General features: G+C 56.4%; 19 protein-coding genes. 16 read left to right on the top strand and 3 right to left on the bottom strand.

Going from position 1 to position 22,487, the window contains the following annotated elements; genetic code table 11:
• Positions 1 to 3 precede the first annotated feature (3 nt).
• Both thiC and holA read left to right on the top strand, forming a co-directional pair.
• Positions 4 to 1,302, top strand: coding sequence for a phosphomethylpyrimidine synthase ThiC (gene thiC / locus MCACP_RS03190; protein ID WP_406677945.1), 1,299 nt, complete (start codon positions 4 to 6; stop codon positions 1,300 to 1,302).
• 50 nt (positions 1,303 to 1,352) lie between these two features.
• The gene (gene holA, locus MCACP_RS03195; RefSeq protein ID WP_406677946.1) at positions 1,353 to 2,348 is read left to right on the top strand and encodes a DNA polymerase III subunit delta; all 996 of its coding nucleotides are present in this window, start codon (positions 1,353 to 1,355) and stop codon (positions 2,346 to 2,348) included.
• Positions 2,349 to 2,361: 13 nt separating this feature from the next.
• On the opposite strand, the gene MCACP_RS03200 is transcribed toward holA, so the two are convergent.
• The 3 genes from MCACP_RS03200 to spoIIP form a co-directional block, all read right to left on the bottom strand.
• Positions 2,362 to 2,559 (bottom strand): hypothetical protein, encoded by a 198-nt coding sequence (locus MCACP_RS03200; RefSeq protein ID WP_406677947.1) that lies wholly within the window; start codon positions 2,557 to 2,559, stop codon positions 2,362 to 2,364.
• A gap of 154 nt (positions 2,560 to 2,713) precedes the next feature.
• A complete protein-coding gene (rpsT, locus tag MCACP_RS03205; RefSeq protein ID WP_406677948.1) occupies positions 2,714 to 2,977 on the bottom strand; it encodes a 30S ribosomal protein S20 in 264 nt (87 codons plus the stop codon).
• Between the two features lie 52 nt (positions 2,978 to 3,029).
• Entirely contained in the window at positions 3,030 to 4,079 is a 1,050-nt protein-coding gene (spoIIP, locus tag MCACP_RS03210; RefSeq protein ID WP_406677949.1) for a stage II sporulation protein P, read from the bottom strand.
• A gap of 263 nt (positions 4,080 to 4,342) precedes the next feature.
• On the opposite strand from spoIIP, the gene larB reads away from it, so the two are divergent.
• From larB to dnaK, 14 genes are all read left to right on the top strand, one after another.
• A complete protein-coding gene (gene larB, locus MCACP_RS03215) occupies positions 4,343 to 5,098 on the top strand; it encodes a nickel pincer cofactor biosynthesis protein LarB (protein ID WP_406677950.1) in 756 nt (251 codons plus the stop codon).
• A gap of 53 nt (positions 5,099 to 5,151) precedes the next feature.
• On the top strand, positions 5,152 to 5,490 hold the full coding sequence (locus MCACP_RS03220) for a phage holin family protein (RefSeq protein WP_406677951.1): 339 nt from the start codon (positions 5,152 to 5,154) through the stop codon (positions 5,488 to 5,490).
• A 152-nt stretch (positions 5,491 to 5,642) separates the two neighbouring features.
• On the top strand, positions 5,643 to 7,448 hold the full coding sequence (lepA, locus tag MCACP_RS03225; protein WP_406677952.1) for a translation elongation factor 4: 1,806 nt from the start codon (positions 5,643 to 5,645) through the stop codon (positions 7,446 to 7,448).
• A gap of 231 nt (positions 7,449 to 7,679) precedes the next feature.
• On the top strand, positions 7,680 to 8,795 hold the full coding sequence (gene hemW / locus MCACP_RS03230; RefSeq protein ID WP_428847734.1) for a radical SAM family heme chaperone HemW: 1,116 nt from the start codon (positions 7,680 to 7,682) through the stop codon (positions 8,793 to 8,795).
• A gap of 270 nt (positions 8,796 to 9,065) precedes the next feature.
• Entirely contained in the window at positions 9,066 to 9,782 is a 717-nt protein-coding gene (locus MCACP_RS03235; RefSeq protein WP_406677954.1) for a TorD/DmsD family molecular chaperone, read from the top strand.
• 126 nt (positions 9,783 to 9,908) lie between these two features.
• A complete protein-coding gene (locus MCACP_RS03240; protein WP_406677955.1) occupies positions 9,909 to 12,482 on the top strand; it encodes a dimethyl sulfoxide reductase subunit A in 2,574 nt (857 codons plus the stop codon).
• Positions 12,483 to 12,494: 12 nt separating this feature from the next.
• Complete coding sequence (locus MCACP_RS03245) at positions 12,495 to 13,043, top strand: DMSO/selenate family reductase complex B subunit (protein WP_406677956.1); 549 nt, start codon at positions 12,495 to 12,497, stop codon at positions 13,041 to 13,043.
• 60 nt (positions 13,044 to 13,103) lie between these two features.
• Complete coding sequence (locus MCACP_RS03250) at positions 13,104 to 14,429, top strand: radical SAM protein (protein WP_406677957.1); 1,326 nt, start codon at positions 13,104 to 13,106, stop codon at positions 14,427 to 14,429.
• A 150-nt stretch (positions 14,430 to 14,579) separates the two neighbouring features.
• On the top strand, positions 14,580 to 16,955 hold the full coding sequence (locus MCACP_RS03255; RefSeq protein ID WP_406677958.1) for a DMSO/selenate family reductase complex A subunit: 2,376 nt from the start codon (positions 14,580 to 14,582) through the stop codon (positions 16,953 to 16,955).
• A 77-nt stretch (positions 16,956 to 17,032) separates the two neighbouring features.
• Entirely contained in the window at positions 17,033 to 17,620 is a 588-nt protein-coding gene (locus tag MCACP_RS03260; RefSeq protein ID WP_406677959.1) for a DMSO/selenate family reductase complex B subunit, read from the top strand.
• 20 nt (positions 17,621 to 17,640) lie between these two features.
• A complete protein-coding gene (locus tag MCACP_RS03265) occupies positions 17,641 to 18,492 on the top strand; it encodes a dimethyl sulfoxide reductase anchor subunit family protein (RefSeq protein ID WP_406677960.1) in 852 nt (283 codons plus the stop codon).
• Positions 18,493 to 18,797: 305 nt separating this feature from the next.
• Positions 18,798 to 19,832: a heat-inducible transcriptional repressor HrcA gene (gene hrcA, locus MCACP_RS03270; protein ID WP_406677961.1), complete on the top strand. Its 1,035-nt coding sequence runs from the start codon at positions 18,798 to 18,800 to the stop codon at positions 19,830 to 19,832.
• Between the two features lie 78 nt (positions 19,833 to 19,910).
• Positions 19,911 to 20,639: a nucleotide exchange factor GrpE gene (gene grpE / locus MCACP_RS03275; RefSeq protein ID WP_406677962.1), complete on the top strand. Its 729-nt coding sequence runs from the start codon at positions 19,911 to 19,913 to the stop codon at positions 20,637 to 20,639.
• Complete coding sequence (dnaK, locus tag MCACP_RS03280; RefSeq protein WP_406677963.1) at positions 20,632 to 22,473, top strand: molecular chaperone DnaK; 1,842 nt, start codon at positions 20,632 to 20,634, stop codon at positions 22,471 to 22,473. The genes grpE and dnaK overlap by 8 nt, the downstream gene beginning before the upstream one ends.
• Positions 22,474 to 22,487: the final 14 nt, after the last annotated feature.

Below are 22,487 nucleotides of genomic sequence, written 5' to 3' on the forward strand. Positions count from 1 at the left end.
TAAATGACGCAAATAGAGGCGGCCCGGGTGGGACAGGTAACGCGGGCCATGGAAAAGGTGGCGGCAAAGGAAGGCATCCGGGTAGAAGACCTGATGGCGGCGGTGGCGGCCGGCCGGGTGGTGATCCCGGCCAATAAAAATCACCGCAACCTGGAACCCTGCGGCATTGGCAAAGGTTTAAGGACCAAGGTCAATGCCAACCTGGGGACTTCCACGGCCTACCCGGATATCGAGCCGGAACTGGAAAAGCTTAGAGAAGCCCTGGACGCCGGGGCTGATGCCGTAATGGACTTAAGCACCGGCGGCGATATCGATGCGTGCCGGCGTCAGATTATTGCCCATTCCCCGGTCGCCGTCGGCACGGTGCCCATCTACCAGGCCACGGTGGAGGCCCAGGAAAAATACGGTGCCCTGGTGGAGATGACGGCCGAGGACTTATTTAAAGTAATCGAAAAGCAGGCCGAAGATGGGGTGGACTTCATCACCGTCCACTGCGGCGTTACCCTGGAAGTGGTCGACCGCCTGCGGCGGGAGGGGCGCCTGACTGACATTGTCAGCCGGGGTGGCTCTTTCCTGACAGGGTGGATGCTGCACCATGGGGAGGAGAATCCCCTTTATGCCCAGTTCGACCGCCTGCTGGAGATTGCCCGCCGTTATGATGTCACCTTGAGCCTGGGCGACGGCCTCCGGCCCGGCTGCCTGGCCGATGCTACTGACCGGGCCCAGATCCAGGAGTTAATTATCCTGGGCGAACTGGTAGACCGGGCCCGGGAAGCTGGCGTTCAGGCCATGGTCGAAGGACCGGGACATGTGCCCTTGAACCAGGTGCAGGCCAACATCCTGCTGGAGAAAAGGCTGTGCCATGAAGCGCCCTTCTATGTCCTCGGACCCCTGGTAACCGATGTCGCCCCGGGCTACGATCATATAACGGCGGCTATTGGCGGTGCCCTGGCAGCAGCGGCGGGAGCGGACTTCATCTGTTATGTTACCCCGGCCGAGCACCTGGGCCTCCCCACCCTGGCTGATGTGCGGGAAGGGGTAATTGCCGCCCGCATTGCCGGTCATGCTGCCGACCTGGTCAAGGGTATTCCCGGGGCCTGGGAATGGGACCGGGAGATGGCCCGCGCCCGGAAAGCCCTGGATTGGGAGCGCCAGCTGGAGCTGGCCATTGATCCCAAAAAGGCGCGGCAGTACCGCCGGAACCGCAACGAAGCTGCCGCCGTTACCTGTTCTATGTGCGGCGATTTTTGTGCCATGCGCCTGGTGGGGGAGTACCTGGGCAAGCCGGTAGAAAAGTGCTAAAATGAAGGGACGTTTTGCCATAGGGATTTCGTACCGGGGAGGACCTTCCTTTGGACTGGCAGGAACTGGACAGGGAACTGGAACAAGGTAAGATAGCCCGGGTATATCTCTTTTATGGTAACGAAAGTTATCTCCTGGAACGGGCTTTAAAAAATCTCCAGGAAAAACTGGTACCGGCGGAAGCAGCGGCCTTTGATTACCAGGAATTGGACGGCAGGGAGGTGACAGCCGGAACGATAGTCCTGCTGGCCGCTACCCTGCCGGCCCTGGCGCCCAGGCGGCTGGTGGTAGTGAAAGATCCGGCCCCGGAAATATTGCAGGCCGGGGCGGGAGAACTCCAGGCCTACCTGGAAAACCCGGCCCCGACAACCTGCCTGGTCCTGGCAGTCAACGGCAGTATCGACAAACGCTTAAAGCTAGTCAAGCTAATCCAGCAGACGGGCCGGGTGGTTGAATTTTTACCCCTTAAGGCAGCGGAGCTGGAAAAATGGCTGCAACGGGAGGCCCGCGAGGAGGGTTATATATTACCTCCGGCGGCAGCCCGGGCCCTGGTCCAGGCCAGCGGGGGAGACCTGCGCCTGGCCAGGAATGAGTTATATAAAGTAATGACCTATACCGGGCAGCCGGGTACCATTACCCCGGCAGATGTTGAGGCCCTGGTGCCGGCCGCGGCTGCGCAAACCACTATTTTCCAGTTAGTAGACGCTCTGGGGAACCGCAATGCCGCCCTGGCCGTTAGCTCCCTGCGCCGGCTGCTGGAAAAAGGCGAAGCCCCCTTAGGTATCCTGGCTATGCTGGCCCGCCAGCTGCGCTTGATTTACCAGTATCACCTGGCGGCGGATAAACGCGCGCTGGCCGCCAGGTTGGGAGTAAGGCCCTTTGTCGTGCAGAAGGTTGCTGCCCAGGCCGGCAATTTTTCCCTGCCTGCTGTCGTACGGGCCCTGGAGGAATTATTAAAGGTAGATACCGGCATCAAGACCGGGCAGGGTGGAGCCGGCGACCTGCTGGAAAAGGCCATCTGGTCTATTATTAAAGGGGAGCATTAACGCTCCCCCACCTTTACTCTTCACCAGCGGGTCGCTTCTGGTCCTTTCCCCGGACTGCTCCGCCAGTGGCGGTACCAGGTGTTTTAGCTCCGGGGGTAGCGATTTCGGTACCAAATTCATAGGTGGTACCACGGACACCTTCGGTAGCAAGGCCCTTCCGGGTGGCTTCTTTTTCCGGGCGCTCTTTGGCGGCACCAGGTTTTTCCGGCATAGATCAAAGTCCCTCCCTTCTTAAAGCCTGTTTTTATTATGGCATGATGAAGGGGGGAAAATACCGGCCTGCAATTGGAACTATTCCCTTATACTGGTTAAATTAAAAACCCCCTGTATAGGCGGGGGTTATGTTGCTCAAATTAAGCATAGGCTTAAGCAGACGTTTTGTTGAAAAGGCGCTGCAGCCTTGATTTTTTCCGGGCGGCTGTGTTCGGGTGGAGAACACCTTTGGTAACGGCTTTGTCGATGGTGCGAATGGCCTGGCGCAATTTTTCAGCAGCGGCACTATCGCCCTGTTCCAGGGCGGCCCGGAATTTTTTGATGGCCGTTTTCACGCGGGATTTGACGGCCTTGTTGCGCTCGGTACGAATGCGGGTCAGCTCTACGCGTTTAATGGCCGACTTAATGTTGGGCATCCCAGCTCACCTCCCGCCTTATTTTATCATGGCAACCTGGTAAAAGCAACATTTAACCAGATTGAGCCGGGTTTTCCCGCCGCAGCTCTTCGACAACTGTGGCCAGAACCCTGGCGACCAGGCGGGCGGAACGTTCCGCCTCTTCCAGGGTATTATTATCGCTGCCGATTTCTAAGAGCAGGGCCCGGGGCAGGAGGTGCTGGTTGTAGCGCCCTTCCTGGACCCGGACACCCAGGCATAAACCGGGATAAAATTCGTCCATTTTTTTCGCCACCCGCTGGGCAAAGGCTTCATTCTGGCGCCAGTTGGGGTGTTCCAGGCGGGCATTGCTGCCTACGATAATGAGCACCTGGGCGACTTTCTGGTTGTTGATTTCCACTACCGGTGGTGCCGGCAGGCCGGCGTTACGGTGGATATCCAGGGCTACCAGGACGGAAGGGTTTTCCGCCAGCATTCTTTTCAGGGTTTTTTCGGAATTGGCATAGGACCTGGTGAAGTCGGGATAATCGTGGATGGTAGTTGAACGTACTACCGGGACACCGTAGTCTTTACTTAAAGTTTCGGCCAGGACCGCCGCCACCTGGCTGACGCCGCCGTTTTTCCCGGGAAATTTAGCCTGTCCCTCACTCGGCTGGTAGGATTCCGCATTGTGGGTGTTGTATATAGCCACCAGGGGGTTGCCGGCGCCGGGGGGCTCCATTTCTGCCGGCGCTGGCGGTACACTTTCCTCCGGGAGCGGCTGGGGTAACACATACTCTTCCTCGGTTAAGAGGCGCGTTGTTCCGGAGCTGCCGGGGAAAACTACCAGGGGTGAGGCCAGGACCTGGACGGCAGCCGCCAGGGCTCCACTGGAATTATCCTGCGGGCTGCTGGCCGCGCGTAAAGCCAGGGTCGGCAGGCCGGCGTTTAAAACGCCTTCCAGCAGGGGCAGGGGCAACCAAGCAGGATAAGCAGGTACTGCCAGGGATAGCTGGCGGTTGGATTGCAGTAGACGCCAGGCACCGGTGGCCAAGGAAAAAATAACCATGCATGCCAGTGATATTTTTACCAGTCGCGATAGAATGAGCCTGGCCTGCCAGCGGGTAATAACGTGAATACGCACGCTGATGCCCCCCTGCTGGTAGCCATTTTATTCCTTTAGGGGATAATTTAGACCTGAGAGAACAACTGAAGCAATCTTTTTGGGGTTGACGCCGGCTCCGCGAAACATTAAAATGCAGGCTTGGACTAAAAAAGATAAAGGCTGAGTACCAAGTTTGCTAGCCGGGAACCACCGGAACCGGAGACTGTACCTTCAAGCTCAGTTTGGGCGATGGCATTAAGATCTACTTGGGGCCGAAGTCTATTTCCGGAGGAGGCCGAGAAGTGACCGAGACCCAACTTAAAAATCTTTTGCAGGCTTATAAAGCCGGGCAGGTTGACCTGGACACCGTCATGGGACATTTAAAAACATTAAAGGAAGAAGACCTGGGTTTTGCCAAGGTTGATCACCACCGGGCTTTAAGGAACGGCTTTCCGGAGGTTATTTTCGGTCAGGGGAAAACAAAGGAACAGGTGGCGGCTATTGCTTCCCGCCTGGCGGCTGCCGGTTCAACGGTCCTGGTAACCAGGACTACCAGGGAAGTATACCAGGAGGTTGCCGCCCGCCTGCCGGCGGCTGAATTTAACGAACTGGCCCGGACCATCGTGGTCGCTGCCGGGGAGATCAAGCCTACCGGTGGTAGAGTGGCGGTTTTAAGTGCCGGGACGGCCGACCTGCCCGTGGCCGAAGAAGCAGCGGTGACGGCGGCGGTAATGGGTAATGAGGTAGAGAGAATTTACGACGTCGGCGTGGCCGGCATCCACCGCCTGCTGGGGCGGGTGGAGCTGGTACGCCGGGCCGATGTGGTCATTGTCGTCGCGGGCATGGAAGGCGCCCTGGCCAGCGTTGTCGCCGGCCTGGTAGACCGGCCGGTAATCGCCGTGCCGACAAGCATCGGCTACGGGGCTAGTTTCGGCGGACTGGCCGCCCTGCTGACCATGCTCAACAGCTGTGCTGCCGGCATCGGCGTCGTTAATATTGACAACGGTTTCGGCGCTGCTGCCCTGGCCACGGCCATTACCCGCCTTAAAAAAGTATAATTTACCTCCTTTTTGGGCAATGCTATAGGCGAACCCGAAGGAGGTGATAAATTATGAACAATTGGGTGGGTACTGTTGTCCGCTTTGTGGTCTCGGCCCTGGTACTGATGCTGGTAGGTTTTATCCTTCCCGGCATTAGAGTGGCAGGTTTCACCGGTGCCCTGATTGCAGCCGTGGTTATAGCCATCCTGGGCTGGCTGGCAGAAGCCGTCCTTGGCAAACGGATTTCCCCCCATGGTCGCGGCATTGTCGGCTTTATCGTCGCGGCAATTGTAATCTATCTTGCTCAATTTATCGTCCCCGCCTACTTAAGTGTGAATATCCTTGGTGCTTTACTGGCGGCTCTAGTTATCGGTGTAATCGATGCCTTTGTCCCTACCGAGCTGCGCTAGGAAACGGACTGCCGGGGCGGGCCGGGCTTTTAGCCCGGCCCGCTTTCTGCTATAATAGAGCCGGTTCTAGCGGAGTTACGCATGTGACCGTATAGATGACAGGATGGCACTTCCTGCTTCTGACTTCCATTTTTGGGGGAGGAAGTTTTTTAGTGACGGAGCCGAAAAATATCCGTAATTTCTGCATCATTGCCCATATTGACCACGGCAAGTCTACCCTGGCCGACCGTCTCCTGGAGTTTACCGGTGCTTTGAGCAAGCGGGAGATGGTGGATCAGGTCCTGGATACTCTGGAATTGGAACGGGAGCGGGGCATCACCATCAAGCTGCAGGCGGTCCGCCTGAATTATCGCGCCCGGGACGGCCAGGAATATGTTTTAAACTTGATTGACACCCCGGGGCACGTGGACTTTACCTATGAAGTATCCCGGAGCCTGGCTGCCTGTGAAGGAGCGCTGCTCGTGGTTGACGCGGCCCAGGGCATTGAGGCCCAGACCCTGGCCAATGTTTACCTCGCCCTGGAACACAACCTGGAAATTATCCCGGTCATCAATAAAATCGACCTGCCCAATGCCGAGCCGGAACGGGTACGCCGCGAGATAGAGGACGTCATCGGCCTGGATGCCAGTGAAGCCATCCTTGCCTCGGCCAAGACGGGGGTGGGGACGGAAGAGATTCTGGAGGCCATCGTCCGGCGTATTCCTCCTCCCCGGGGCGACCGGGAAGCGCCGCTGAAGGCGCTGATTTTTGATTCCATCTTCGACAGCTACCGGGGCGCTATCCCCTATATCAGGGTTGTCGAGGGCCGGGTGCAGAAAGGCGACCGCATCCGTTTCATGGCCACGGGGGCCGAATTTGAAGTCAATGAGGTGGGCGTTTTCACCCCGGCGCCGCGGCAGGTCACAACACTGGCCGCCGGCGAGGTAGGCTATCTTTCCGCCAGCATTAAAAATGTCAAGGATACCCGCGTCGGCGACACCATTACCAGCGCCACCCGGCCGGCCAGGGAGCCCCTGCCGGGCTACCGCAGGGTAATGCCCATGGTTTACTGCGGCCTGTTCCCGGTGGACTCGGAACAATTTGACAGCCTGCGGGACGCCCTGGAAAAGCTGCAGTTAAATGACGCCTCGTTGAGCTTTGAACCGGAAACATCGGTGGCCCTTGGTTTCGGTTTTCGCTGCGGTTTCCTGGGACTCCTGCACATGGAGATCATCCAGGAGCGGCTGGAAAGGGAGTACGGCCTGGAACTCATAACTACCGCTCCCAGCGTAGTCTACCGGGTGGTGCGGACCGACGGGCGGGTGGAGATGGTTGACAATCCCACCGCCCTGCCGGCACCTAACCTGATAGACCATATTGAAGAGCCCTACGTCGAGGCCACCATTATGACACCCAAAGAATATGTGGGTCCGGTAATGGAACTCTGCCAGGAAAAACGCGGCACTTTCCTTAATATGGATTACCTTTCCGAGAAAAGGGTGGCTTTAAAGTACGACCTGCCCCTGGCGGAAATTATCTATGATTTCTTTGACCAGCTTAAAAGCCGGACGCGGGGCTACGCATCCCTGGATTATGAAGTCAAGGGCTACCGGCCGGCGGAACTGGTGAAGATGGATATCCTTATCAATAATGAAGTGGTGGATGCCCTGTCGGTGATCACCCACCGGGACCAGGCCTACCACCGCGGCCGGGCCCTGGTGGAACGCCTGCGTCAGCTGATACCCCGCCAGCTCTTTGACGTGCCCATCCAGGCCGCCATCGGCAGCCGCGTAATCGCGCGGGAAACCATCCCGGCGCTGCGCAAAAACGTCCTGGCCAAGTGTTACGGCGGTGATGTGACGCGGAAGCGCAAGCTCCTGGAGAAACAAAAGGAAGGCAAGAAGCGCATGAAACAGGTGGGCACGGTGGACATCCCCCAGGAGGCCTTTATGGCCGTGCTGAAGGTAGGGAAGTCGTAGGATATGGTAGCTGGCTTTGTTTTCGCTCGCTCCCTGGCCCTTGCGGAGTGGCCTAAGGTTTCAGCCGTAAGGCTTAAGGCGGGGTTCCCGGCCTATTCGGCATCCTTGCCTCAGAGGCCGGCCTCGGACCTCCTGTCCTCGGCCCCGCCCTCACTCTTCGGCTTCACCAAGGCCACTTCACCGCTCGGGCCAAGTCGCTCGCTCCAAACAAAAGCCAGCCACGCCCTTTACATCCATATCCCCTTCTGTGTCCGCAAGTGCCATTACTGCGACTTCGTCTCCTATCCCGGCCGGCCGCCGGAGGAAATGGCCGCCTACTGCCGGGACTTGGAGCGGGAAATGGAGCTGGTTGCCGGGAAATGGCAGCCGGGACCGGCGGCCACCGTTTATATTGGCGGCGGTACCCCGACCCTGCTCCCAGCCCGTAATTTGGAGCAGGTCCTGGACGCCGTGGACCGCTTCTTCGGCCGGCAGCCGGGGGCGGAGGTCAGCGTAGAAGCCAACCCCGGCACGGTGGATGACGCTAAACTCCGGGTCCTGCTGGCCGCCGGGGTGAACCGCCTCTCCCTGGGGGCCCAGGCCTTTGACGACGACCTCCTCAGGGCCATGGGCCGCATCCACCGGCGCCGGGACATCTACCGGGCCTGCGAACTGGCGCGCCGGGCCGGCTTTAAAAATATCAACCTGGACCTGATCTTCGGCCTGCCGGGTCAGACCCTGGACGGCTGGCGGGCTACTTTAAAAGAAGCCATAGCCCTCCAGCCCGAGCATATTGCCGCTTACAGCCTTCAGGTGGAGGAAGGTACACCCTGGGGAAAGCTGGCGGCTGCCGGCGAGTTACCCCTGCCAGGGGAAGAACTGGAACTGGCCATGTACCAGGAAGCCCGGCAAATGCTCGCCGCAGTCGGTTACCAGCAGTATGAAATATCCAACTTCGCCCGGCCGGGGTACCAGTGCCGCCACAACCTCACTTATTGGTTTAACCGCCCCTACCTGGGCCTGGGGGCGGCGGCGGCCTCTTACTGGCAGGACCGGCGCTGGCAGAATTATAGCGAGCTGCACCGGTACCAGCACGCCTTATCCCGCGGCCGGCTGCCCCGGGCGGAAATAGAAACCTTAACGTCCCACCAGCAGATGGCCGAAACCATGTTCATGGGGCTGCGTCTGATGGCCGGCGTCGACTTACAGGCCTTCCGGCAGCGATTTGGTGTTGACGCCCGGGAAGTTTATGACCGGGAGCTGGACCGGCTCTACCAGGCAGGGCTGGTAGAGGAAAAAGACGGTCATTTAAAGCTTACCGAAAAGGGTTTACCCCTTGCCAATGAGGTTTTTGTGCAGTTTGTATGATCAGGGTTTCGTATTCCTTTTGCCGCCAGCAAGGTCTTTGCTGGCGGCATTTATGTTTGGCCGATGTATAAATGCAGTCGGTAGGATTGGTTGGTCAGGGGTAGTTTTTGCTATTGTTTTTGTATGCTGCTACAAAAGTTAATGGGCAAGATTTGCAGGTTGAGATAAAGGAAGAGCCACAGGGATGTTGAAATAACCCTAAATTAATACGGCAATTCTTTCTATATGTGAACGTTAGGACACTCATAAAGAGGGAAGGGAGGTCGGCCCATGGCCATGACAGAAAACGCGGCAAAGAAGTGGGAAGGTATCCAGATCCTATGTGAGGCAAGGATGTTTGCTTATAACTTATTGCGCAGCACCTTTATCCAGGAGCCTTCCCGGGAGTTTATCGACCTCCTGGAGCGGGATGAAATGATTCCCTCGTTTCCTTTTACCGGAGATAACCAGGAAATCGGGGCCGGGGTGGAGCAGGTAAATAAATACCTGGAGAGATATAAATCAATGGCAGCAGGCGCCCGGGATGAAGAGTTGGAAAGGTTGCGGTGGGATTATACCCGGATGTTCGTTGGCCCCTACCAGCTCCCGGCACCACCGTGGGAATCGGCCTATCTAAATGAGGAGCGGCTGCTTTTCCAGGAAGAAACCCTGGCCGTAAGGCGCGCTTATCTTAGTTACAGCTTTATACCCAGGAACTATCACCGGGAGGCTGATGACCACCTGGGGCTGGAACTGGAATTCATGTTCCGGTTGAGCGAAATGGTGGCGGGGAAAGCGGCCGTCAGGGATGCTGTGGGTGCTGAGGCCATCCTCAAAGACCAGGAGGCATTCCTGACTGATCACCTCCTTAAATGGGTACCCCGGTTTGCCGAGGATGTAATCCATAGCGCGACTACTGATTTTTACCAGGGAATGGCTCGCCTGCTGAAGGGATTTATCTACCTGGACCGGCAGGCCACAGCAGAATTGTTGCAGGCGATTGCCTGAGAAAGCGTAACTATTACTAGCATGAAAATTGCGGGTTAGTTTTGTTTGCAACGAACGACCTGGCCGTAAACAAGCCTGCGTGTATCAAGGTTAGCTGCGAATGACTTTTTCGGAGGTGAGGGAAGCATGAGTAATCTCATCGAAAAAGCCCTGGAATACAAAATGAACCGCAGGGCTTTCCTGAAATCAGCGGCTGCTGCCTCGGCGGCCCTTACCCTGGCGGGCTGCGGCAGCGGTCTAATTCAAGTCTCTAGCGACCAGGCGGCCAGGCTGGCCAGTAAAGAGGGCCGGTGGCTTACCGCTGCTTGCTGGCATAACTGCGGGGGCCGCTGCCTGAATAAAGCCTATGTAGTTGACGGGGTGGTCGTACGGCAAAAGACCGACGATACCCATCCCGACACCCCTGATTTCCCCCAGCAGCGGGGCTGTGCCCGGGGGCGTTCCCAGCGCAAGCAGGTCTTCGGCGCCGACCGGTTGAAATATCCCATGAAACGTAAGCATTGGGAACCTGGCGGTGGCAATAAGGAACTGCGGGGCCGGGACGAATGGGTGCGCATTTCTTGGGATGAAGCCCTGGATATTGTAGCCAGCGAGATTAAAAGGATCAAGGCGAAATACGGGAACAGGTCCATTTTTGTCGGCGGCGGCAGTGAAATCAGCAATATCCTGGCCCTCTACGGCGGATATGTGTCCCACTGGGGTACTACTTCGTGGGGTTCCTGGCGCTATACCGGTGACATCATCGGCCTGGCGGACGGTTATTATAATTTCAGCCACAACGACCGCTTTGATTTACGCAATTCTCAGCTCATCGTCCTCTGGGGAGCCAACCCGGCCTGGAGCAGCCTGGGCAATCCCACCTATATCTACCTGCAGGCGAAAAAGGCCGGCACCAAGTTCATTTTTATCGATCCCATTTACACCGATGCGGCGCGAGTCCTGGGAGGGGAGTGGATCCCTATCCGGCCAGCCACCGACCACGCCATGCTCCTGGGTATGGCCTATACCCTGATTACAGAAGATGACCCGGCCACCAACCCGTTAATCGACTGGGACTTTCTGAACCGGTGTACCATTGGTTTCGATGCCGACCATATGCCGCCGGGAGTGGATCCCAAAGAAAACTTTAAAGACTATGTCCTGGGCACCTATGACGGTGTGCCCAAGACGCCGGAATGGGCGGCAGAGATCTGCGGTGTCGACCCCGGGAAGATCCGCAGCCTGGCCCGAGAAATCGCTACCACTAAAAGGGTCGCCCTCCTCACCGGCTGGGCGCCGGCCCGGGTCCACAACAGTGATTCCTGGCCCCAGATGTTCATGACCCTGGGCTGCATGACGGGCCACATCGGCCAGCCGGGGCGAATGACCGGCGTCAGCTGTCACCAAAACGCCGCTAACGGCGGGCCGCCCCTGGTGGTTCCCGGCAGCAAAGGTTTACCCAACATTAAAAATCCGGTTACCGACAGCATCAACGACAATGAGATTTGGGACGCGATTCTCAAAGGCAAATACACCGCCGGTTATAACGACATCCGGGAGATCAATATCCAGATGATCTACCACGGCGGCGGCGCCACCCTGCAGACCCGGGACGGGATGACCAAAGGCATTGAGGCCCATCGCAAGGTGGAGTTTGTTGTTTCCCATTCCCAGTTCCTGACCACCAATTCCATGTATGCCGACGTGGTTCTCCCGGTGACTACCGAATGGGAACGGGAGGGGGGGCTCCTTACCGGCAACCGGGAAATTTTGATCTACTACACTAAAATAACCGAACCCCTCTATGAAGCCCGGGACGACCAGTGGATCGCCATCGAGCTCGCCAAGAGGCTGGACCTTGACCCCCGGCAGGCTTTCCCGACCTCTCCCAAGCAGCAGCTCTTCAACCAGCTGGCGGGGGCAAAGGTAATGAAGGAGGACGGTTCCGGGTTTGAGAAGCTGTTGACCATTACGGCAGCGGACATCGCCGCCTGGGGCGTCCAGGGCGAGCCCCAGCAGGGCCGGATTACTTTACAGGAATTCCAGGAGAAGGGGATCTACCAGGTACCCCGGAAACCCGGTGACAAGCTCGGCTTTATCGCCCTTAAAGACTTCCGTGAGGATCCCCAGGGCCACCCCTTAAAGACTGCTACCGGTAAATTGGAGATTTATTCCCAAGCCCTGGCCAAGATGGTCAAGGATAAAGGCTGGACGGAAATCAGGCCCATACCTGCTTACACCCCGCCCCGGGAGGGTTATGAGGACACCTTTGCCGATTGGGCGAAAAAGATTAAGGGAGATTATCCCCTGCAGCTAATTACGCCCCATTATCTCCGGCGATCCCACTCGGTCTTCGACAATATCCCCTGGCTACGTGAGGCCTTCCTTAACCACGCCTGGATGAATCCGGTTGATGCCGTCGGGCGGGGGATTAAAGAAGGGGACACCATCCTGATCACCAGCCGCCATGGCAAGACCCTGCGCCCGGTACACCTGACAGAACGGATCATGCCAGGTGTTGTCGCCTTGCCCCACGGCGCCTGGGTGGAGATAGACGAAAAGACCGGTATCGATAAAGCCGGCGCCGATAATATCCTCTGCGGGGCCATCCCTACGGGTCAGGGGATCTCGGGCTGGAACTCCTGCAATGTCCAGGTTGAAAAATGGACCGGGGCGCCGTTGCCGCCTGACGACAGATGGCCCCTGCGCATCGTTTTTTAGGGAGGCGGGATAATGGCTCAACTGGGCTTTTACTACGATATGACTGCCTGCATCGGCTGTAAAACCTGCCAGATCGCCTGTAAAGATAAGAATAACCTGGAGGCAGGGGTGCTCTTCCGCCAGGTCTATACCGTAGAAGGCGGTAAGTTCCCGCACCCCTGGTTTTACCATATCTCCCTGGGTTGCAATCATTGCGCCCAGGCGCCCTGTGTCCGGAATTGTCCTACCGGTGCCCTCTATAAAAGGCAAGACGGCATTGTCATGCAGGATCGCAACAAATGTATCGGTTGCCGCTACTGCGTCTGGTCCTGCCCCTACGGTGCCCCGCAATATATTGCGTCCGAGGGTAAAGTAGGCAAGTGTAACCTCTGCGCGGATTTAATTGACAGGGGCGAACAGCCAGCCTGTGTCGCCGCCTGCATAATGCGCGCCCTGGACTGGGGCGATATCGAGGAACTGCGGCGGAAATACGGTGGCACGGCGGACATCAAGGGCCTGCCGGCCTCCAGCATAACCAATCCCTCGATTACTATTAAGCCGGCCGATGAAGCCAGAAAGTAATAGTGGAAAACGGTACCTTTAACCATGGGTTGACGGTGGCCATCAACAGGGGTGGCGAATGTGATTACTGATATCTGCCGGGAAACCCTGTCCCATATCAAAAACCCTGCCCTGGCGAAGTACGCCGGGATGTATACGCAGATATACGAAGACTTTATGGAACAAGTCCGGCGTAGCGGCATAGACGTTGCCCGGGATAGCTATCATGAAGAGACGCGGCGGCGAATTGAAGATTTGCGCCGGAAGGGTGTAGTCGTCCGCAACGACGCTAAGAGCCTGTATATCAACCGTATTTCCCCAGCGTGCCTGGCCTGTCAGAAAGGTGTGGGGAGCCTGACCTTTTTCATCTCCCTCCAGTGCCATCGCCGTTGCTTTTTTTGCTTTAACCCCAACCAGGAGAATTACGATTACTACTCCCGAAATAAAAGGGATTGTCTCCGGGAACTGGAGTATTTACAAAAAGCCGGGCAGAAAATAACCCACCTGGCCCTGACGGGGGGAGAACCCCTCCTCCACCCGGCAGAAACCGTGGCCTTTTTCCGCGCCGCCAGGGCGAAATTTCCCGGCGTTTATACCCGGCTCTATACGGCCGGCGACCTGGCCGGCGAAGAAATCCTGGTAGAATTGCAAAGGGCCGGCCTGGACGAAATCCGCTTCAGTATCAGGCTGCATGACCCGGAAGGGGTGCGGCGGCGTACCTACGAGCATATAGCCCTGGCCAGGAAGTATATTCCCCGGGTAATGGTGGAAATGCCCGTCCTGCCCGGCACGGTGAAACCCATGCAGAAAATATTACTGGAACTGGACCGTCTGGGTATCTTTGGCATCAACCTGCTGGAGTTCTGCTTTCCCTTTAATAATGTGGCTATTTACAACGAGAGGGGGTATAAGATCAAGAATCCACCTTACCGGGTGCTTTACAATTACTGGTACGGCGGGGGCCTGCCGGTAGCCGGGAGCGAGCTGGATTGCCTGGAACTGATCGACTTTGCCCTGGAGAAGGGGTTGCAGCTGGGCATTCACTATTGCTCCCTGGAAAATAAAAATACCGGCCAGATTTACCAGCAAAACTACGGGCAGAAAGTAGCTGCCTTCCTGTATTTCTCACCCCGGGATTACTTCTACAAATCGGCCAAGGTATTTGGAGACGACATTCCCCGGGTCCTGGAAGTATTTAAGAAAATTAATTACCACCAGTATACCCTCAATAAGCAATACCGTTTTCTTGAATTTCATATCAGCAAGGTTAAAGAGCTGGCAGGCCTCGACATTGAGGTGGGTATTTCAACCAGCGTGATGGAGAAACGCCAGGACGGCAGCTACCTGCGGGAATTGAAGGTCGAACTGACGCGCCCGGAAATATTTGATCCGGAAACCGATATTTAACTTTAAGGACCGGACAGGCGGATCCTGGCCGGTTGGACGAAAGGGGGTGAAATTTTGGCGCCCAGGCCAAAGGGAAAGAAGCGTGGCTGGAAGAATATATGGTCTTACTATTTGATTGTTAACGCAGTTTAAAAAAGGAGGAAAGGCAGTATGGCTGAGGACACCAAACTGTGGCTCAAGCCCATCTCCAGGCGCAAGTTTTTAACCCTTAGCGCGGCTGCCGCCGGTGGGGCCGCAGCCCTGACCACCCTGTCATGGGGGAAAAAAGTAGATGCAGTCTCTAATTCTGGCTCTCAAGACGAAGGGGTAAAGATTGTCCCAACGTCAGGTTCCCACAACTGCGGCGGCCGTTGCATCGTCAAAGCTCATGTGAAAGATGGAGTTATCGTCCGTATTACTACCGATGATGCTCCGGATACTGAAGCCAGGCCGCAGTTGAGGGCCTGCCTCCGCTGCCGTTCATACCGCAACCGCCTTTATCACCCCGATCGTTTAAAATATCCTATGAAAAGGGTGGGCAAACGCGGGGAAGGCAAATTCCAGCGTATTAGCTGGGATGAGGCCATAACTACCATCGCCGAGCAGACCAAACGGATAATGCAACAGTATGGTCCTGAGGCTATATATGTCCACTATGCTTCCGGTAATGCCGGCAAGGTAGCTGAAAGGGTGTGGATGCAGCGCCTCCTGGGCTTATATGGAGGTTACCTTAATTACTACGGAACTTACAGCACGGCTCAAACCCAATATGCAACACCATACACCTACGGTACAATAAATACCGGTAATAGCCGGGAAGACTGGGTTAATTCCAAGCTGATTATTCTCTGGGGCTGGAACCCTACCGAAACAATACATGGTACCAATACCATGTACTACCTGCGGCGGGCCAAGGAAGCCGGGGCAAAAATCATTGTTATTGATCCACGGTACACGGATACCGTAATCGGCCTGGCCGACGAGTGGATTCCTATCCGGCCGACGACCGATAACGCCCTCATGGATGCCATGGCCTACGTCATGATTACGGAAAACCTCCATGATCAGGCCTTCCTGGATAAGTACTGTCTCGGTTTTGACGAGGAGCACATGCCGCCGGGCATTCCACCCGGCAACTCGTACAAAAGCTATATCCTGGGCCTGGGCGATGACAAAACTCCCAAGACGCCGGAATGGGCCGAAGCCATCACCGGGGTACCCAGGAACACCATTATTAAACTGGCCCGGGAATATGCTACCATGAAACCGGCGGCCCTCCTGCAAGGCTGGGGTCCCCAGAGACAGGCCTATGGGGAGCAGTTTGTCCGGGGTGGAACTGTGCTGGCCGCCATCACCGGTAACGTCGGTATAAGCGGGGGCTGGGCCTCAGGGGCTGGTTACCAGGCCCGGACCCAGAAAATAGGAAGCATCCCTATTAAAAACCCCTGCAAAGCAAGTATATCTTGTTTTATCTGGCCCGACGCAATAAAGCGAGGAAAGGGTATGGGGGCGGCGGATGGTGTCCAGGGAGTCGAGCGTTTATCTGCTAACATTAAACTTATCTTTAACCTGGCCGGTAATACCCTGATTAACCAGCACTCTGATTGTAACGCTACCGCCCAGTTGCTCCAGGACGAAAGCCTGGTAGAATTTATCGTTGTAAGCGAACAATTCATGACGCCGAGTGCCAAATTTGCCGATATCCTCCTGCCCGCAGATAATTATATGGAGCGGGATGATATAGTAACGCCCTGGGGTTTTGGCGATTACCTGCTCTTTATGAACAAGGCCGTAGACACTGTGTTTGAGTGCCGTAATGGTTATGATTGGGTTACTGATTTAGCTGATAAACTGGGCCTTAAGGAGCAATTTACAGAAGGCAGGACCCTCGAAGACTGGTTGCGTTATATTGTTGACGAAACCAGGAAAAACCACCCGGAATTTCCTACCTACGAAGAGTTTAAACAGAAGGGCTATTACCAGTGGCAGTACCCCGAGCCGGCTATCGCCTTTAAAAAGCAAATTGAAGACCCGGTCAATAATCCTTTTCCGACACCATCGGGTAAGATCGAGATCTTCTCAGAGCGTTTATGGAAGATGAATAATCCCAAGGAAATTCCGGCTATACCCAAATATGTACCTTCCTGGGAGGGGCCCCAGGATCCCTTGCGGGAAAAATACCCATTGCAGTGTATTACGCCCCACTATCGCCGCCGTTCCCATTCAACCTTTGATAATGTACCCTGGATGGAAGAAGTGGCTCCCCAAGTGGTATGGATTAATCCCATAGACGCTGAAGCCCGGGGTATTAAAGACGGCGATAAAGTAAAGGTATTTAACGACCGGGGTGCGATGATCCTGCCGGCCAAAGTGACGCCGCGGATTATGCCGGGAGTAGTTTCCGTACCCCAGGGGGCCTGGTGGTCACCCGATGCCAATGGGGTTGATCAGCGGGGCTGTGCCAACGTTATTACCAAATATCATCCCACGCCCCTGGCCCACGGCAACCCCCAGCATACCAACCTGGTGCAGGTAGTCAAAGCTTAAGTTGGGAGCCTGTAATCCTGTTGTAAGAGGAGCGATAGAGGTAAAAAGAGGTAAAAGATAGAACGGAGGAAGAAAATATGGCCGGTCAGCTAGGTTTCCATATCCAGCAGGACCGCTGCATCGGCTGCTTTACCTGCCAGATCGCCTGCAAAGATAAAAACGACCTGGAGGTAGGGCAGCTCTTCCGGCGTGTCCATGAAATAGCCGGGGGCGGCTATACGGAGGTAGGCAACAATGCCTTAAAGGCCGACGTTTATGCCTACTGGATTTCCCTGGGGTGCAACCACTGCCAGGCGGCGCCCTGCGTCAAAAACTGCCCCACCGGAGCCATGCAGAAGCGCCCCGAGGACGGGGTTGTCTTTATCGACCAGAATAAATGCATCGGTTGCCGTTACTGCATCTGGAGCTGCCCCTACGGCGCGCCCCAGTATAACCCCAAAAGCGGCAAGGTGGGCAAGTGCGACTTCTGTCGCGATCTCCTGGCCAAAGGGGAACAACCGGCGTGCGTGGCCGCCTGCCCCATGCGGGTACTGGATTTCGGCCCCCTGGACGAGCTCAAAAAGAAATACGGCGGTACCAACCGGATCAAAGGCCTGCCTGACCCCGGCATTACCAAACCCTCAATTTTAATAACCCCTCACCGGGATGCAGCCCTGGGGAAATAAAGAAAAGGGAGGAGAAGCTGATGGGAAAAGAATGGGCACTGGTGCTTTTTACCCTGCTGGCCCAGACGAGCGTAGGTTTAATGGTCGTTGCCCAGGCCTTGAACTTAAAGCAGAGGGCAGGGCTCAAGCCGGTTCTCCTGTGGGTGGGTATCCTCATGGCGGCCAGCATGATAGTCTCCCTGGGACACCTGGGCAGTCCCCTGGGAGCGCCGCGGGCCATTTTTAACCTGAAAACCTCATGGCTGAGCCGGGAAATCTTCTTCGCGACAGGTTTCTTCGTCCTGTGGCTGGCAAGTTACTTTGTGGAACTGCGGACCCAGGTCGGCGAAGGGGTGAAGGCGATTACAGGCTGGCTGGCCGGCCTGTGCGGCGTCCTGGCCCTTATCAGCATGGCCAACATCTATGTCCACACCATCCTGCCGGCGTGGGCGACGGTCTATACCCATATATCCTTCTACAGTACGGCCCTGGTGCTGGGGGCCATTCTCTACGCCGTCCTCGCCTACCGGGCCCGGCAGGAAGGCCAGGAAAGTATGCTGAAAACAACGGTCATCCTGGCGGTCGCGGGCATAGCCCTGCAGCTGGTCAGCCTGCCGCCTTACCTGGCCGGCCTGAGCGCCGGTCCCGTGGCAGCGCAAGAATCAGCCCGGTTACTCGTGGGAGCGGCGCCGGTGCTAATCCTTAGCCAGGCCCTGGCAGTAATCGGCGGTCTTGTCTTTACCATTCTGGCCCTGCGGGCTTACGGCGAAAAGGGTTCGACCGTGGCGGGACAGTGGCTCTACGGTGCCCTGGCGCTCCTCATTCTGGCCGAGTTCGCCAGCCGGTATCTTTTCTATGCCACCGGGGTCGGCATTATGGTCGGCCAGTTCTAAACAGGCTTCAGAGCCTGTTGGTCAAGGGCGTCAGTACGCTCGATAAGAGCACTATCGGTTGTTAAGGGGAGCAAGACCTTTGTTTGGTGTATTTGCCACTGGACAAAGGTCTTGTTGTTTATGTAACTATGCCAGCCTGATAGTCTTGTGCTGCAGCAATATATTGCCGCCGGCAGTACGGCGGGGCCATGGAGCTAGTGGGTTGTGTATCGTTACTTTCCCTTGACAAAACGAAAGGCCGGTGGTATGTTTTAAGTAAGCTCTTAGCACTCTTGCCTTAAGAGTGCTAATAAGAAGGTGAGATCATGCGGATGGATGAGCGGAAAAAAAAGGTCCTGGCCGCCGTAGTTCAGGATTATATCCTTACTGGCGAACCGGTAGGCTCACGCACCATTGCCCGGCGGTACAACCTGGGGGTAAGTCCAGCCACCATCCGAAATGAGATGGCCGACCTGGAGGAAATGGGCTTGCTGGAGCAACCCCATACCTCGGCCGGCCGCATACCTTCGGATTACGGTTACCGTTACTACGTTGACTGCCTCATGGCGCCGGAAAAACTAACCCCGGCAGAAGAGGAATACGTGCGCCGGCGTTACAACCAAAAAATGCTGGAAATTGAGCAGGTCCTGGAGGAAACGGCCCGTTTGCTGTCCGAGATGACTGCTTATACGGCAGTAGCCCTGGGCCCCTACCAGAATAATGCCGTCCTGGAGCAGGTACAAATTTTACCTGTGCATTCGACCAACAAGGCTCTGCTGGTAGCAGTTACCAGCACCGGTATAGTTGAACACCGGATTTTTGTCATTCCGGAAGACGTAACGCCGGAGGATCTAACCCGTATCTCCCGGGTTCTCAATGCCAACCTGCAAGGCCTGGCGCTGGAAGAATTACGCCAGGCGGTATTGCGGGATATTTACCGGGAAGTAGCCGAGCACCGGGGTTTAATCAAACAGGTGGTTGACCTTTTACAGCAGATCCTGGCCCTGGAAGGCGGCGAGAAAGTTTACCTGGAAGGCATCCTCAACATTCTAAGCCAGCCGGAGTTTAAAAATTTAGAGAAGGTCAAGGATATCCTGGCTTTTCTTGAGCGGGAAGAGGCGTTGAGGCGTATTTTTAATGCTACTCCTGGAAGCGGCCTGACTATCAGGATCGGCCAGGAGAATAAAGAAGAAGGTATTGATAAATGCAGCGTAGTAACCATTAGCTATGCCGTCGAAGGGAAAATAATGGGTAAAGTGGGCTTACTCGGACCAACGCGGATGCACTATTCCCGGGTTATATCGGTCCTCCAGTGTGTAGCCGATAGCTTATCCCGCGCCTTGGAGCAATTTTACCTCTAGAGTTTCAGGGCCACCTGGACCAGGCCGGTGCCTTTAGGTGCTGGCCTTTTTTACGAAAGGGAGTGACCGTAGAAAGTTATGGATGCCAGGCAGGAGAATAAAATCAATAATGGAGCGGCTGGTGGGGAAATGGAAGAAGGCCTGACCAGGCCGGGAGAAGCACCTGCCGGAGAAGCAGGGGAAGGGGCAGGGCAGGAAGCAGGCGGCAGCCCGGCCGGGGCTGGAGAAGAGCCGGTCAAGGAAAATAACGAGACGGCCGGAGAAGCCTGCCAGGAAGTATTAAACCGTCTTCAGGCGGAGCTGGCCGCTAAAGAGACGGCTTTGGCCGAGCTGCAGCAGCGTCTTTTACGCCTGCAGGCCGATTTTGACAACTACCGCAAGCGTACCCGCCGCGAGCAGGAAGAACTGACCAGGCTGGCCAATGCCAGGCTCATTGAGAGCCTCTTGCCCGTCCTGGATAACCTGGAACTGGCTCTGGCAGCAGCTGCAGGGGCGGAAAAGCAGGCCCTGGAAACCGGGGTGGAGATGACCCTGCGGCATTTAAAGGAAGTCTTAACCCGGGAAGGGTTAATACCCGTAGCCGCCCTGGGCCAGCCCTTTAATCCTGAGTTTCATGAAGCGGTAGCGCGGGAAGAAACTACAGAGCCGGACAAAATAAACCTGGTGGTTGAAGAGTTCCGCCGGGGTTATACTTTGCATGGCAAGCTTCTGCGGCCGGCCATGGTCAAAGTGGCGGTAGCGGCCGGTGCTACGGAACAGGAAAACAAACAGGAAGCTGGAGAACAGGAGGTAGATAACAATGGGTAAAGTAATCGGTATTGACCTGGGTACGACCAACTCCTGCGTAGCCGTCATGGAAGGTGGGGAAGCAGTAGTTATCCCCAATGCGGAAGGCGGCCGTACCACCCCTTCCGTTGTGGCTTTTACTAAGGACGGGGAGCGGGTTGTTGGCCAGGTAGCCAAACGCCAGGCCATCACCAATCCCGACCGGACCGTCATGTCCATTAAACGCCATATGGGCACCAATTATAAAGTAAAAATCGATGACAAGGAATACACACCGCAGGAAATATCGGCCATGATCCTGCAAAAGCTGAAGGCCGACGCTGAGGCCTACCTGGGCGAAAAGGTGACCCAGGCGGTCATAACGGTACCGGCTTACTTTACTGACAGCCAGCGCCAGGCGACCAAAGACGCCGGCCGCATTGCCGGCCTGGAGGTTTTAAGGATTATCAACGAGCCTACGGCCGCATCCCTGGCCTACGGCCTGGACAAAGAAGAGGACCAGACCATCCTTGTTTATGACCTGGGCGGCGGTACTTTTGACGTTTCCATCCTGGAACTGGGGGACGGCGTCTTTGAAGTCAAAGCCACCAGCGGCAATAACCGCCTGGGCGGCGACGACTTTGACCAGCGGATCATGGACTACCTGGTCGACATCTGCCGCCGGGAGCACGGGGTGGACCTGAGGCAGGATAAAATGGCCATGCAGCGCCTGAAGGAAGCGGCGGAAAAAGCTAAAATCGAGCTTTCCAGCATGACCAGCACCAACATTAACCTGCCCTTCATCTCGGCAACACCCAACGGCCCCGTCCACCTGGATGTGAATCTCACCCGGGCCAAGTTTGAAGAATTGATAGCCGACCTGGTAGAGAAGACCATCGGCCCCACCAGGCAGGCCCTGGCCGACGCCGGGCTGGAGCCCAAAGATATTGATAAGGTTTTGCTGGTAGGCGGCTCCACCAGGGTGCCCCTGGTCCAGGAGACGGTGCGCAAGATCCTGGGCAAAGAACCCCACAAGGGCATCAACCCGGATGAGTGTGTCGCCCTGGGGGCAGCCATCCAGGCCGGAGTCCTGGCCGGCGAGGTCAAGGACGTCCTGCTCCTGGATGTCACCCCGTTGTCCTTGGGGATAGAAACCCTGGGCGGCGTGTTTACGAAAATAATTGAACGCAACACCACCATCCCGACGTCCAAGAGCCAGATCTTTTCCACTGCCGCCGACAACCAGACCACGGTGGAAATCCACGTCCTCCAGGGCGAGCGGGCCATGGCCGCCGACAATAAAACCCTGGGCCGTTTCCAGCTGACGGGTATCCCGCCGGCGCCCCGGGGTGTACCCCAGATTGAAGTTAAGTTTGATATCGACGCCAACGGCATCGTTCACGTCTCGGCCAAAGACCTGGCTACCGGTAAACAGCAGGCCATCACTATTACTTCCTCCAGCGGCCTCACGGAAGAAGAAATCCAGCGCATGGTTAAGGATGCCGAGGCCTATGCTGAGAGCGACCGCAAGCGTAAAGAGGAAATTGAGACCAGGAACCAGGCCGATTCCCTCATCTACCAGACCGAGCGCACCCTGAAGGAATTTAAAGATAAAGCCGACAAGGCCGATGTGGACCGTATCGAACAGGCGAAGAAAGAACTCCAGGACGTCCTGGACAGCAAGAATACCGCGAAAATCAAAGAAAAGATGGAAGCCCTTTCCCAGGCCCTCTATACCCTGACCACGAAGGTGTACCAGCAGGCCGGTGCCCAGGCCGGCGGGGCCCAGGGTGGCAGCGGTTCTACCGGCGAGGCCAAACAGGACGGCAATGTCTACGATGCCGACTACAAAATCGTCGATGACGACAAGAAATAAAAGCCGGTGACCAG

This window comes from Neomoorella carbonis, from assembly GCF_045278715.1.
Classification (GTDB): Bacteria; Bacillota; DSM-521; order Neomoorellales; family Neomoorellaceae; genus Neomoorella; species Neomoorella carbonis.